Raw genomic sequence first — 13,520 nt, forward strand, 5'->3', positions numbered from 1 at the left:
CTACCAAAGCGGCCGAAAAGATTATCCTGACCGTCTTGAGCATTCGTGTTGTCATTGGACTACTTGTTTTTTCGAGCATCACGGTTATCGCGTTTCAGGCAGAGCCGCACTTTGGCTGGATTATGCTGCTCATTACCTTGGCATTCGCCGGAGTCACCGGCTCGATTTTATGGAAAGCCCTGCGCCAGTTCAAGGTGCGCTATGGAGCGGAGAAGAAGTAAGTGACGATTTCCTGTGCGGTGTTTGTGGATGGGGTGCGGCAGGGGGAGAATGGGATCGACCTCTGTGGCCTGACCGAGGGCTTTGGGTTTCCTAGCCTCCCCGTGACTCTGGAGAAGATGCCCCTCTTTGTAAACCTAGAGCTCGACGCTACGGACCTGGGGAGAGCGTGTCGGCTGGAGTTTCACCTGCTCTCGCCCAGTGGTCAGGCGCTCGACTCGCCCAACTGGCTGGACTTCACGCTCCCGAGCGAGGAAGACACCGTGACCGCCAAGCTCCTGCCCACCCTGGACCTGACCTTCCATCACTTTGGGGTACACACCCTGGAGATCCGCCACGACGACACCATGCTCCAGCGCCTCCAGCTCACGATCACCCAGCAAGGACTACGCAAATGAAAAAGCTCGCTCTCTCACTCCTGGCGACTGTCGCGGTTGCCTCGGTCTCGCACGCCTGGGGAGGCGTCGGGCATACCTATGTCGCCAAGCTCGCCGTGGACTCCCTGCCAGACTCGTCGCTCAAGACCCTCTTTCTCCTCAACAAAGACTGGTTCGCCGCTGCCTCGTCGCACCCCGACCGCTGGCGCAACCGTCCCGATAGCGCGGAGGCGCCGCGGCACTTCCTCGATGGCGAGCGCTTTGGCTTCGGGGCGGATCTCAGCAAGATTCCCCAGGACTTTGCCGCGGTTCAGAAGCTGCGCGACTACATGAAGCTCCGCAGCGATGGCATGAACCCCTGGACCGTGCGCCGTATCTACCAGCTGCTCGTGCTGGCGATGCGGGAGAAGCGCTGGGACGATGCCATGGTGCAGGCGGCCTATCTCTCGCACTATGTCGCCGATGCCCACGTGCCCTTCCACGCCACGGAGAACTACGACGGCCAGCTCTCGGAGCCGTCGCAGAAGGGAATCCATGCGCGCTTTGAGTCCGTGATGCTGGAGAAGAGTGTCGCCTACTCCGAGCTCAAGCCGGGGACCATCACCCTCCAAAAAGACCCGGTCGGGGCGGCGTTTGCGATCTTACAGGCGAGCATCAACGAGGTCCCGGCGATCCTAGCGGCGGACAAAAAAGCGAGCGCGGCGGCGGGCGGCGATACCTTCGCCGATGCCTACTGGAGCGCCTTCACGCCCGTGGCCAAGCCCATTGCGGTCAAGCGTCTGGAGAAAGGGGGCGTCGCGCTGGCGAGCCTGATCGCGAGCGCCTGGCAAGAGGCCGGTCGCCCGACCCCGCCCGCGGCCTTTCGCGCCAAGAACAGCAGCCTGCCCTACGCCCCCGAGTTTGTTCCGCGCGGCCAGACCCCGCCGCCCGTGATGCCCGTGGTCACCGACGAGCAAAAAGCGGCGGCGCGCAAGGGAGCGCTCACGTTCCATATCGAGTCCGAGGCGCTGGGGCGCTTTGTGCCCTGCACGGTCTTGCTCCCTAAGGACTACTGGCAGTCCGGCAATACCAAGCGCTACCCCGTGCTCTACCTGCTCCATGGCGCGTTTGGCAAGCACACCGACTGGCTCAAGAACGCAGGGACCGCTGCCTACCTCGCCGACCTGCCGCTGATTGTCGTGCTCCCGGACTCCCAGGGCGACTCGTTCTACCTGGACTCGCCCGGCTTTGGGAAGTGGCAGACCTACTTCGAGAAAGAGCTGATGCCCGAGGTGGAAGGGACATTTCGGACGATCAACAAGCGCGAGGGGCGTGCGATCGCGGGGCTCTCGATGGGGGGCTACGGCTCGTGGCACCTGGCGCTGGACAACCCCGGTAAGTTCTGCGCTGCGGCGTCGCTCTCGGGGGTCGTGGGCTGGGGCGAGGGCAAGCCGATCATGAACTTTGTCCAGAAGATCTACCCCACCGACACGGACAAGCGCTACACCACCAATGCGGTCTGGCCCAAGATCGAGAAGCTGACGGCCAAAGACGGCACCTGGCGCGGTCCGGTGCTCTACTTCGACTGCGGCAAGGACGATTTCCTGATCCAGATGAACCGGGACATGGAGCGCCGCCTTATTGAGCGCGGCCTGCCCTTCGAGTTCGCGGAGTTCGACGGTGCCCACACCTGGCCGTACTGGGACGAGCACCTGCGCGATGTCCTCAACTTCACCCTGCGCCATGTCGCTCCGCCCACGGAGAAATAGCGGAGGATGTACGCCTTTAAGCTAGAGCCACAAGTCAGCGCCGAAGAGTACCTCGAACGGGAACGCACTGCGGAGCATCGCAGTGAGCGAATTGACGGGGTGATTGTCGCGATGGCCGGGGCATCGGTTGAGCATGTTGATATTGTGAGCAACCTGCTTGGTGCTCTTCAGCCCCTCCTGCGAGCTCGGGGATGCAGGGCGATGGCGAATGAGATGCGGGTAGAGGTTCTTGGGGGGCACTACCTCTATCCCGATCTTGTGATTACCTGTGCGACACGCACCTACGCCGACAACACGCTGGATATCCTGACAAATCCTGAGATCGTGATTGCGGTTCTCTCACCGAGCACCGAGGCACTGGATCGTGGCCGTAAATTTCTCCTCTACCGGCAGATCACCTCGGTGCAGGAGTATATTCTGGTTTCACAGGATAGGGCTCTCGTGGAGTCGTACAAGCGCGAGGCCAATGGGCTCTGGACCTACCGAAGCATAGAGGGGCTTCATGATACGCTGAGACTGGAATTCCTAGGGGCTGAGGTTCCTCTCGCAGAGGTTTACGACGGTGTCTTCTCTGACGAGAGCCGTGATCCCGCCTGAGGTTCTGGCACGCTATGCCGAGCCGCACCGGCGCTACCACACGGTGCGGCACCTGCGGGCGGTGCTAGGGGCGCTCCACCGCTGGCTTGGGCCGGAGCTACCCAGCTCACTACGAACCGCCGCCCTCTGGCACGATGCGGTCTACGATCCCAAGGCTCACGACAACGAGGAGCAGAGCGCGGCGCTGGTCGTGGGCGATCCACGGGCCGCCTTGCTCATCCTCGCCACCAAGAGGCACGAGCTGCTGGACGAAGGCGAGGACATGCGGCTCCTCCTGGATGCCGATCTCTGGATCCTAGGCGCTGCGCCGCGCGCCTACCGGCGCTACGCGGCTCTCATCCGGCAAGAGTACACGCATGTCCCTGACACAGCTTATCGAGCCGGGCGTGCGGCGGTGCTGGAGCGTTTTTTGCAGCGCCCTCGGCTCTACTTTGGCCCCTTCCCCGAGCGCGAGGCACGGGCACGGGAGAACCTCGCGGCCGAGCTTAGCCGCTTGCGCACTTGAGCAGGGCGCTCTGGAGGCTCTTGGGCTTCCAGCTCGCGACTTTATGTGGCCCCGCCTTGCCTTTTTGAAAGGTTTGGGTGGCGTAGCGGATGCCGAGGTATCTTGGTTAGCTGGGACAAGAAAGCCGAACTCTATCTGGCCCAAATCAAGCTCGCTTGTGCATTGCTATGGTTCCGCCGACTGCATCGACTACAGGCAACTGAGACCGTCTAGGAGTTCTGTTATAGATTTTTAGGAAGAGGCTTCCCCATCTCCCATAATCAAACAAACGGTGAATTTCACGCACACAAGCGAGGCTACCGCTCCGATGGGCAAAGTTTCACCAAACTACCAGGAGAACCACTTTTAAGAACGGTTTGACAACTGGTGTGGATTTGCCTAATTACTCTGTGTGTCAAGGCTTAAGATAGGAAAGATCTCTTTTAATATCCAATTCCAAAATAGTATTTTCATGTCATTATGGGATTTCATGTAGGTCCCTGATAGGTAAAGTTCACCCATGGTGAATATGTCAACCTGATCATATATACTGCCATCATTATCAATAATTTCAAAATCTATAAAATGTAAATAATTTTTCTGTAATCATGAGATAAAACCATGAACGCTATTTTTAAAGATAAATCAATGAAATTAATATAGTGGTTTATAAATTCTCCATGATTTTTATGATGATTTATTTCATATTTCACCTTCTCAATGTTTTCCTGGCATTTATCTAATGCTTTATGAAACATATTTTCGTCAATATACCCATCATTATAATTATTACAAATTTCAGCGATATCACTAGGAAACATGCCTTTTAATACCGAAGCCATAGCGTTAACATCTTCTTTATAATGACAAGTATAAAAATCATTGAATAAATCTAGTAATTTTATTTTGAAATCAATGCTTGATTTGAGGTAAATAAAGTATTCTAGATTGAATTTGGTTCCGAATCTAATCAATGGATTGTCATTTAATTGAAATTTTATTTGTTTTTCGATTTGTATTAAATCCATATCGTCACATTTAATTTCTAGTATATTTTTGTGGACATCTTTATTAAATACATGAACTTGATGAGGATCCGCAATAATAATTCTTCTCTGAGTTGCTTGGCTATATAAAGTTAACCATTCTTAGCCGCTTGCGCGCTTGAGGAGAGCGCTCTGGAGGCTCTTGGGCTTCCAGCTTGCCACTTTATGCGGCCCCACCGCGCCTTTTTGAAAGGTTTGGGTGGTGTAGCGTATGCCTGAGGGCAAGAGGGTGTAGCGGGTGAGGAGAAGCAGGCCGTCCACCTCAAACGCGGAGAGAAGCTCGTTGTCTTCTAGAACGGCATCCAGCAGAATGCCATTTTTCTCATCCATCGCAAAGGCACCAGGCTTCTCCGCCACGGCCACAAGCTCGTAGCCGCGCTCGGGCTGGCCGGAGTAGGCGATCACCCAGCTCCAGCGGCCCTTTTCTTTCGGCGCGATCCGAAGCTCCATGGGGGAGGTTGGAGGGAAGTTCTTGAGGGGCGGGCGCAGGGTCAGGCTGCCGCGCCAGACCCCGTGCCAGCTCTCGGGGAGCACCTACTTGCCCTTGGCCTTCTTCGGGGCCGGTTTAGTGGGCTTCTCGGCGGGGGCGGCTGGTTTCACGGTGGGAGCAGGCTCCTCCCCGATAAACTTCAGGGTCCCTAACATCCTGTCCAGGTCCTTAGAGCGCAGGTCCCACTGCTCGTTGGTGGTGCCAAAGAGGATGAGCAAGACCTTGTTCTTGGTCGCCACAAAGACCAGGCGCCCCGTGACCTCATCGTTGGCCTCGGGCACATCCAGGCTGAAGAGGCAGGCAAGGGCATCGTGGTTGGCGAGCTTGACCTTGGCGGTCTTCTGCACCACAAAGCCGGGGATGATCTTCTCAATAATGGCCGTGATGGTCTTGGCATCGCCCTCCGGGAGCTCGCCGGGCTTGTAGAGGCCTGTCTTATCGGCAGGAAGGGCGAGGATCGCCATGCCATCGACCACGTGGATGGTCAGGCTCCTATTGTTGGACTGGAAGCCCAATTTGCTCTTAGACCACTGTCCACGGAGCTCGAAGTCTAGGCCGGGGGCCAGCTTTTCCGGGGGGACGATATCGTAGCCGGGGACGGTCTTAAACGTGATCCCGAGGTTCTCTAGAACGACCTTTTCCTGCGCCTGTGCGGGAGAGAGTGTGCCAACAACAAGAGAGAGCGCGGCAAGCGCAGTGATGCATTTCATAGAACGGTGATCCTTCCGAGGAATTATACCGGTGTACGGGCATAGACCGCCATATCCCGCAGGTTTCCTGTCAGATCACGCGACCAGTTTTTTAAGCAGCCCTCGTAGAGGTAGCTACAGCGCTCTGCAACCTGCGCCGATGCGGTATTTCGTGGGTCACAGTCGAGCTGAATGCGGGCCAAACCCAGCTCTTCCAGCCCATAGCGAGTGAGCTCTTGGACTGCCTCGGTCATCAAGCCAAGGCCCACAAAACGCGTGTCGAGCCAGTAGCCGACTCCCGCCTTGGGAACGCCCCACTCAATCTCAAAGAACGAGAGCTTCCCGACAAACGCGCTGTCGGCTTTCTGGTAGAGGCTAAAGTGCAGTGCCTTACCCTGCGCGTTGGCGTCCCGCGCCTCGCTCTGCCGCTGGGCGCACTGCTCCAGAGTCGGGAGCCCGGTGCGTGTCCAGTAGAGCCACGGGGTCAGCTCCGGCCAGCTGTGCGCCATCGACTCCAGCACCATCGCCGCCTCCCCCGGCTCCGGCCAGCGCAGCCAGAGCCGCGGGGTCTCCAGCGTCTCCGTGAGCTTAGGAGGCATCTTGGAATCTCTCGGGATAGAGAATCTTGTTGGGACAGGGAAACGTGAACGGGTGCCAGGTATCCGAGCTTGGGGCGCAGTACTCGGGCTTGGGCGACCCCGGCCGGAACCGATAGCCTGCCTCTATCATTGCCTCCGCCACCCTCCAGGGATCGCTTGCGGAGCGGAAGTAGCCTGCGGGGCTGGCGAAGATCGCCTCAATGGCCTCAGGTGTCGCGATCTGGCAGAGCGCCTTGGCGGCGGCGGAGGGGACATTGGGGCGCTTGGCAAGAATTGCCCGTCGTAGCGCCTCGACCGCAGGGCCGTAGCGGCGTTTTCCCAGGCTCTCCGCAGCGTCTTCTGCAACGTAGAAGTCTCTATCGTCCAATAGCGGGATGAGCTCGGCGCTTTGCTCCCACGGCAGGAGAAGGCAGATCAAGCGTGATGCCATCAGGCGCTCGTCGGAGTCTGTTTCATCTTGCAGTAGTAACTGGAGCTGAGCCACGACGCCTTGCTCTTCTACCGGCGAAGCTGTCGTTTGTTGAGGAGGATAGTCGCCTGTGAGGGCACCATAAGCAAAGCCACGATGGCCTGCACGTTTCTGAGCACGAAGGAACGACTCTAGCGAACGAAAGAGAACCGGGTAGCAGGTATCGGCGTGCATGAGCAGACCGACCCGACCTTGGAGAGGCCCGTCAAGCCAAAGAAAAAGATGGTTAGACTCATCGTCGGTCCAGAAACAACCCCAGCGGTCAGGGATGCACGCGCGGAGGGCAACGGAGAAAGCGAGATCGTCATAGATGAAATTGCCTACGTCCAACACTTCGGCAATGGTCATCAGGCGGAAGAACTGCCCGCCGTATCCCTCATCTGCTTCGTGTTCGTCTTCTTCCTCTTCGGAGTAGAGCCACTCCCCCATGCCGTTGTGGTCACGGTAGAGGGCGACAATGTCGTCGGGGAGGGGAGCACCCAGCGCCTCGGTGAGCTGGGCTAGCTCTTGGTCGGTGGCTCCGGGGTGGAGGGGCGCGCCCTTCTCCCGGAGCCAAGAAATCAGCTCGGTGATCATCGGTTAGCGCTGGACACGCCCAGAGCCGTCGCCTTTGAGGAGGGTTTCGACCTCGGCGAGCTTGATGTAGCTGAAGTCTCCGATAATCGAGTGCTTGAGGCAGCTGGCGGCGATGGCGAACTCGATGGCGTCTTGGGCGGACTTGCCATTGACCAGCGAGTAGATCAGGCCCGCCGCGAACGAGTCGCCGCCACCCACACGGTCTACGATGTCGATATCGTAGTGGCGGGAGAAGTGCGCGGTGCTGTCGGTGTAGAGCATGCCGGACCAGCCGTTGCGGCTCGCGGAGTAGGACTCGCGGAGGGTGATGGCGACTCCCTTGAGGTTGGGAAAACGCGCGACAAGCTTCTGTGCGACCTCGATATAGCCGTCGTGGGAGAGCGCGCCGCTGGTGAGGTTGGTGTCCGCCGCCTTGATCCCAAAGACCGTCTCCGCGTCCTCTTCGTTGGCGATGCACCAGTCCACGTAGGGCATCAGCTCGCCCATGACTCTCCCGGCCTTCTCGCTGCTCCAGAGCTTCTTGCGGTAGTTAAGATCGCAGCTCACCGAGATACCGCGCTCCTTGGCCGCCTTCGCGCCCACGATCGCCGCCGCCGCCGCGCTGTCGGAGAGAGCGGGCGTGATTCCGGTGGTATGGAACGCGGTCGCGCCCTCGAAGATCTCGTCCCAGTTTAGCTCGTCTGGGGTGATCTCGGCGATAGCGCTATTGGCCCGGTCGTAGAGCACGGTCGAGGCCCGCTGCGACGCGCCCTTCTCCACAAAATACACGCCCATGCGCTCGCCGCCCCGGAGGATCTTGGTGGTATCGACGCCGAGGCCGCGCACTTGGTTGATAAAGGCCTGCGCCACATCGTTCTTGGGCAGGCGGGTCACAAAGCGGGCATCGAGGCCCAGCTGCGCCAGGGAGACCGCAACATTGACCTCGGCACCGCCGAAGGTCATCTCTAAAGACGTGGCCTGGAGCAGGCGCAGGTAGCCAGGAGGGCAGAGGCGAAGCATGACCTCGCCGAAGGTAACGACTCGTTTCATGGGGCTATTGTACAACGCCAGGACGGAAATCGTCCGGCTATGGGGTCTTCGGCCGTTCGCTTCGCTCAGATTTATTTGACAAATGATTTACTCTGCGGTAAAAAATTTAACTGGTGAGTAAAGTGATTTGTGAGAGCCTGCGTGAGCGCCAGCGGCAGCAGCGCGCCGATGCCATTCTCGATGCGGCGCGGGAGCTGACCCTGGAGACCGGCTACGAGGCGCTGACCATGGATGCGCTCGCGGCACGGGCGGGGGTGACCAAGCCGACCCTCTACGCCCACTTTCCCAATAAAGAGGCGATCGCGGTAGCCTCGGTGGTGCGCAATATCCAGCGCGGCCAGGAGAGTCTGGCACAGCTCGACCCGACCCTCTCCCCACTCGCGCGGCTGGAGACCTACTTTCGCTGGGCGCTGCGGAGCAAGTTTATTGAGCGTCGGATGGTCTCGTTTGGCGGCGCGCCCGTGGCGGTGATCCGCACCAACCCGGCGTACCAGGCGGCATTTCGGCAGATGATGGACAACCTGGGCGAGATTGTCGAGGCGGGAAAGGCCTGTGGCGAGATCGCCGTGGACCTGGATACCCGCACCGCGCTCCAGGCCTTTGTCAGTGTGGTCCGGGACCCGGACTACGACGACCTGCTCCGCAGTGGAGCGGTCACGTCCGACACGCTGGTAGAGACCCTGGTGACGGTTCTGATCCATGGTTTGAGGAGAGAAAAGTGATACCGATAGTCTGGGTGCAGGAAGCGCCCCAAGAGAGAGTCGAGAGATTCACGCTGGAGCGGGCGGTGGCCCAGGCGCTGGAGCGGAGCACGAGTGTCAAGAACGCCAAGCGCGCCGTGGAGGCCGATAGCAAGCGCGCGGATGCCACGGCCACGGCGCTCAAGCCGACCCTCTCGGCCAGTGCCAGCGCCCTGCGCTTCGACAGCCCGACTCGGATTGTCTTCACGCCCGGAGCCGCGCCCTTCACCGCCCTGCCCGATCACACCGAGACTCTCGCGATCACGCTGGCGCAGCGGCTCGACCTCTACGGCCAGGTACGTACCGCGACCAGCCAGGCGCGGCTCCAGAGCCTCGCGGATACGTTTGGGGTGGAGGGAGCGGTGCGCGCCAAGACGCTCCAAGCCCGGCTGACCTACTTTGGCCTGCTCAAGGCACGCGACCAGGTGAGCGTGGCCGCGGCGGCGCTGACGGCGGCACAGGCGCAGCAGAAGCAGGCACAGACCCTCTTCGACGGCGGCATCGGCCAGAAAGTGGACCTGCTCCGCGCCAACACCGCACTGGTCCAGGCCGAGCAAGCGGTCGAGGTCGCCAAGAACGGCGAAGCCGTGGCTCGGGCGGCGTTCAACGATGCGGTGCACCTGCCGCTCGACACCAAGATCGAGCTAGAGCACGTGGCGACCGTCCCCGACCTCCCCGACGAGACCACGGTCAACAGGCTCGCCGAGAGCCGCGACGATGTCTTGCAGGCGGAGACCCTGGCCCGTGCGACCGAGCTCGGCGTGACCCTGGCGCGGGTGGCTGACAAGCCCAGTGTCGCGCTCCAGGCAACGGGGAACTACTACCCAACCACATCGTTCCAGTACCCCCGCCAGCGCACTGCGGCGGTGGGAATCTCGCTGAACATCCCGCTCAGCGATGGGGGGCTCACCCGGGCTCGCACCGACGAAGCCCGGCTGCGGGCGGAGAGCGCGCAGGGGCTGGTGGGGATCACCAAGGGCAACGCCGCGCTGGAGGCCCGGCAGGCCTACCTGAACCTACGCACCGCCCTGAAGCAGATCGAGACCGCACGCGCCGCCGCCGAGCAGGCACGCGCCGCCCGCGATCTGGCCCAGGTGCGCTACGCCGGGCAAGTGGGGCTCTTTCTAGAGCTCAGCGATGCCCAGGCCGCGCTTGTCCGTGCCGAGAACGCCGCAGTCGATGCCCTCTACGACTACCACAGCGCCCGCGCCCGCTTTGAGAGCGCCATAGGAGAGAAAACAAGATGAGTCAAGCACCCGTTCCTACCCCAGAGACCCCCAAGCGCCGCTCGCCCGTGCCGCTGATTCTGCTGGTCCTCGTGCTGGGCAGTGGCGCGGTCTATGGCGCGCAGCAGTACGTCTGGGGCCGGACGCATGTCCAGACCGACGATGCCTACCTCACGGGGAACCTGGTAAATGTCAGCCCGGTGATCGGTGGCACGCTCTCGGCGATCACGGTCTCGGAGGGCGATGAAGTGAAAGAGGGGCAGCTCCTGGCAACCCTGGACAGTGACTCGCAAAAGGCCGCGCTCGCTCAGGCGGAGGCAGCGCTCGCGGCGATGAAGAGCCAGGTGCCACAGGCCATTGCGAATTTGGAGTTCCAGAGCCGCTCGACCGATGCCGCGATCCAGCGTGCCCGCTCCGCCGAGGCGATCCAGCAAGCCCGTACCCAGAGCGCGCAGGCCCAGGTCGCCCTCGCGGACAAGACCAGTACCAGCCAGCTCACTCAAGCGCAGCGGCAGCTCGCCGCCGCAAAGGCCCAGGCCGCGCAGGTCGGGCTGCAGGCCGAGGCGGCCGCCGCAACGGTCCACCAGCTGGAGGCACAGGCCGATACCGCCCGTGCCGGGCTGGCCGGAGCAAAGAGAGCAGTCGAGACCGCGCGAAAGGGCGTGGACGTGATCGCCGCGCGCCTCTCGGGTGCCGAGGCCGATGTCGAGAAGACCAGCCGCGACGAGGCACGCTACAAGGGGCTGCTGGAAAAAGACGCCGTGACGCGCCAGCAGTTCGAGGCGATCCACTCCCAGGCCGAGGGGGCACGGTCCAACCTCGCGGCGCTAAAGGAGCAAGTGGCGCAGGCGCAGTCGCAGGTGGCACAGGCTGAGTCCCAGGTGGAGCAGGCCGCGTCGCAGGTGAAGAGTGTCGAGTCTCAGGTTCTCCAAGCACGCGCCGCCCACGCCGCTGCAACCCAGGCCGCGCAGGCCGCGAAGGAGCAGGCGAAGGTGGCGGAGGCCGGAGTCGGGCTGGCGCGGGCAGGCGGCGGCCAAGTGGCGGTGCAGGCCGGAAACCTCGCCGCGACCACCGCACAAAATCCTCAGCTCGCCGCCGAGCTCGCCACGGCCAACGCGGGACAGTCCCAGGTAACCGCCAAGCGCGAGGCAGTCAACGCCGCCAAGACCCAGGTGGACCAGGCCGCCGCGCAGGTCGCCAGTGCACGCAAGGCACTCGCCAACACCACCCTCAGCTCGCCCACGGCTGGGATTGTCGTGAAGAAGACGGCCAATGTCGGGGCGGCACTCGCGCCAGGCCAGACCATCCTCACCCTGACCCAGGGCAAGACTGTCTGGCTGACCGCGAACTTCAAGGAGACCCAGGTGCGCGACCTTCGGATCGGGCAGCCGGTGACGGTCCACGTAGACGCGCTACCCAACAAGACCATTATCGGCCATGTCGCGGTGATCGGGGCCGCGACCGGCGCAACCATGAGCCTGCTCCCCCCCGACAACGCGACCGGCAACTTCACTAAGGTGGTCCAGCGCATCCCCGTCAGAATCGCCCTCGATGGGGACCTCGACGGCCTCTCCCAGGGCATGAGCTGTGTCGCTGTGGTCGATACCGCGGATAAAACCGAGCACTCCGAGCGCATCCTCAAGGGCTGGGACGGCAAGAAATGATGCCAAGCACGGTTAGCCCGTACCGGTGGTGGATTCTGCTGGGGCTTTGGGCATCGGCGGTGATGGAGGTGCTCGACACCACCATTGTCAATGTCTCGCTGCCCCAGATGGCAGGGAACCTCAACGCGACCACACAGGAGATCGCGTGGGTGGCTACCGGCTACATCCTCTCCAACGTGGTCGTGCTGCCCATGACGGCGTTCCTGGCGGGGCGCTTTGGGCGGCGCAACTACCTCATCGCGTCTATCGTGCTCTTTATTGTCGCCTCGTTCTTCTGTGGGACCTCGACCACGCTGGGGCAGATGATCCTCTTCCGCATCCTCCAAGGGGCGGGCGGCGCCGCGCTCCTCTCGACCGCGCAGGCGACCCTCCGGGAGATCTTTCCCCCGCAAGAGCAAGGCCTTGTCCAGGCGATCTTTCTGATCGGGATCGTGGTCGCCCCGACAGTCGGCCCGACCCTCGGAGGCTGGATCACCGACAACTACAACTGGAACTGGATCTTCTACATCAACATTCCCCTCGGCTTGCTGGCACTGCTCCCCGTGACCGCGTTTCTGGAGGACTCGCCGTTTGGCCGTGGCAAGCGGCCGGCGGACTGGCTGGGGATTGGCCTGCTGACCGTGGGGCTGGGGTGCCTGCAGTATGTCCTGGAAGAGGGCAACAAGGACGACTGGTTCCAGAGCGAGCTGATCGTCAAGCTCACCGCGATTGGGACTATCGCCTTGGTCGCGCTGGTCTTCTGGCAGCTCTCGCCCAAGAACACCGCGCCGGTCGTGGACTTCAAGGTGCTCCAGAACCAGCAGCTCCGCGCCACACTCGTGCTCTTTCTGGTGCTGGGCTTTGGGCTCTACGGCGGGATCTTCCTCTACCCGCTTTTCACCCAGCTCGTGCTCGGGCTGACTCCCACGGCCAGCGGGCTCTCGCTCATGCCCGGCGGCTTTGCGACCATGGTCTCCGCGCTGATCTGTGGACGTCTCCAAGGCAAGGCCGACCCGCGGGTCTTGATCTGGATTGGGATGATCCTGTTCTGCTTCTCGATGTGGAACCTAGGGCACCTCTCGACCCTGATCGGCACCGACAGCCTGACCTTCACGTTGATTATCCGCGGCTTTGGGCTAGGCTTTCTCTTCACCCCGATCAACCAGATCGCCTTCTCCGTGCTCAAGCCCCAGGAAGTGCAGCAGGCGGCGGGGCTGATCTCGCTGACACGCCAGCTCGGCGGCTCGCTGGGGATCGCGATCCTTGGCACCTACCTGACCAACCAGACCCGCTTCCACCAGGCCATGCTCTCCGAGTCGCTCCACGCGGGAAACGCCGCCCTCGCCGAGCGCCAGTCGGCCCTTGCCGCGAACTTGGTGGCCCATGGGATGAGCCCCGTGCTCGCCAAGGGGGCCGCACTGGGCGGGATCGCGCGGCAGGTCGGGCTTCAGGCACAGACCATGGGCTTCAACGATGGCTTCTTCCTGATCCTGCTTAGCTTTGCCGCCGCTGCACCTATCGTGCTACGATTCAAACGTCCCGTCCCGGCCCAGACGGGCCGCGGCGGTGGGGGCGGAGGCCACTAGCT

The 13,520-nt window shown here is 61.6% G+C and carries 15 protein-coding genes; 9 read left to right on the top strand and 6 right to left on the bottom strand.

Annotated features, from left to right (window positions below):
- The first annotated feature begins 35 nt into the window (after positions 1-35).
- From HNQ39_RS06260 to HNQ39_RS06280, 5 genes are read left to right on the top strand one after another with little or no spacing between them, the layout of a single operon-like run.
- Entirely contained in the window at positions 36-221 is a 186-nt protein-coding gene (locus tag HNQ39_RS06260; RefSeq protein WP_184193084.1) for a hypothetical protein, read from the top strand.
- Positions 222-617, top strand: a complete 396-nt coding sequence (locus HNQ39_RS06265; protein WP_184193085.1) for a DUF6941 family protein — start codon at positions 222-224, stop codon at positions 615-617.
- Entirely contained in the window at positions 614-2,344 is a 1,731-nt protein-coding gene (locus HNQ39_RS06270) for a S1/P1 nuclease (protein ID WP_184193086.1), read from the top strand. The genes HNQ39_RS06265 and HNQ39_RS06270 overlap by 4 nt, the downstream gene beginning before the upstream one ends.
- A 6-nt stretch (positions 2,345-2,350) precedes the next feature.
- Positions 2,351-2,941: a Uma2 family endonuclease gene (locus HNQ39_RS06275; RefSeq protein ID WP_184193087.1), complete on the top strand. Its 591-nt coding sequence runs from the start codon at positions 2,351-2,353 to the stop codon at positions 2,939-2,941.
- Complete coding sequence (locus HNQ39_RS06280) at positions 2,907-3,446, top strand: HD domain-containing protein (RefSeq protein ID WP_221289830.1); 540 nt, start codon at positions 2,907-2,909, stop codon at positions 3,444-3,446. Before HNQ39_RS06275 ends, HNQ39_RS06280 begins: the two co-directional genes overlap by 35 nt.
- A 557-nt stretch (positions 3,447-4,003) precedes the next feature.
- On the opposite strand, the gene HNQ39_RS06285 is transcribed toward HNQ39_RS06280, so the two are convergent.
- The 6 genes from HNQ39_RS06285 to HNQ39_RS06310 all read right to left on the bottom strand — a co-directional run bounded on the left by HNQ39_RS06285 (position 4,004) and on the right by HNQ39_RS06310 (position 8,323).
- Complete coding sequence (locus HNQ39_RS06285) at positions 4,004-4,453, bottom strand: hypothetical protein (RefSeq protein ID WP_184193088.1); 450 nt, start codon at positions 4,451-4,453, stop codon at positions 4,004-4,006.
- Between the two features lie 120 nt (positions 4,454-4,573).
- Positions 4,574-5,005 (bottom strand): hypothetical protein, encoded by a 432-nt coding sequence (locus HNQ39_RS06290; RefSeq protein ID WP_184193089.1) that lies wholly within the window; start codon positions 5,003-5,005, stop codon positions 4,574-4,576.
- Positions 5,006-5,671: a hypothetical protein gene (locus tag HNQ39_RS06295; protein WP_184193090.1), complete on the bottom strand. Its 666-nt coding sequence runs from the start codon at positions 5,669-5,671 to the stop codon at positions 5,006-5,008. It abuts the gene before it with no gap.
- A 23-nt stretch (positions 5,672-5,694) separates the two neighbouring features.
- Entirely contained in the window at positions 5,695-6,249 is a 555-nt protein-coding gene (locus HNQ39_RS06300; protein WP_184193091.1) for a GNAT family N-acetyltransferase, read from the bottom strand.
- The gene (locus HNQ39_RS06305) at positions 6,239-7,294 is read right to left on the bottom strand and encodes a HEAT repeat domain-containing protein (protein WP_184193092.1); all 1,056 of its coding nucleotides are present in this window, start codon (positions 7,292-7,294) and stop codon (positions 6,239-6,241) included. Before HNQ39_RS06305 ends, HNQ39_RS06300 begins: the two co-directional genes overlap by 11 nt.
- Before the next feature lie 3 nt (positions 7,295-7,297).
- Entirely contained in the window at positions 7,298-8,323 is a 1,026-nt protein-coding gene (locus tag HNQ39_RS06310; protein ID WP_184193093.1) for a sugar kinase, read from the bottom strand.
- Between the two features lie 113 nt (positions 8,324-8,436).
- Between HNQ39_RS06310 and HNQ39_RS06315 the strand changes: the two genes are divergently transcribed.
- From HNQ39_RS06315 to HNQ39_RS06330, 4 genes are read left to right on the top strand one after another with little or no spacing between them, the layout of a single operon-like run.
- Positions 8,437-9,045 carry a TetR family transcriptional regulator gene (locus HNQ39_RS06315; RefSeq protein ID WP_184193094.1) on the top strand — a complete coding sequence of 203 codons (609 nt, stop codon included), beginning with the start codon at positions 8,437-8,439 and terminating at the stop codon, positions 9,043-9,045.
- Positions 9,042-10,310, top strand: a complete 1,269-nt coding sequence (locus HNQ39_RS06320; protein ID WP_184193095.1) for a TolC family protein — start codon at positions 9,042-9,044, stop codon at positions 10,308-10,310. The genes HNQ39_RS06315 and HNQ39_RS06320 overlap by 4 nt, the downstream gene beginning before the upstream one ends.
- Positions 10,307-11,953, top strand: a complete 1,647-nt coding sequence (locus HNQ39_RS06325; RefSeq protein ID WP_184193096.1) for an HlyD family secretion protein — start codon at positions 10,307-10,309, stop codon at positions 11,951-11,953. The genes HNQ39_RS06320 and HNQ39_RS06325 overlap by 4 nt, the downstream gene beginning before the upstream one ends.
- On the top strand, positions 11,950-13,518 hold the full coding sequence (locus tag HNQ39_RS06330; RefSeq protein ID WP_184193097.1) for a DHA2 family efflux MFS transporter permease subunit: 1,569 nt from the start codon (positions 11,950-11,952) through the stop codon (positions 13,516-13,518). The genes HNQ39_RS06325 and HNQ39_RS06330 overlap by 4 nt, the downstream gene beginning before the upstream one ends.
- Positions 13,519-13,520: the final 2 nt, after the last annotated feature.

This window comes from Armatimonas rosea (assembly GCF_014202505.1).
Lineage (GTDB): Bacteria > Armatimonadota > Armatimonadia > Armatimonadales > Armatimonadaceae > Armatimonas > Armatimonas rosea.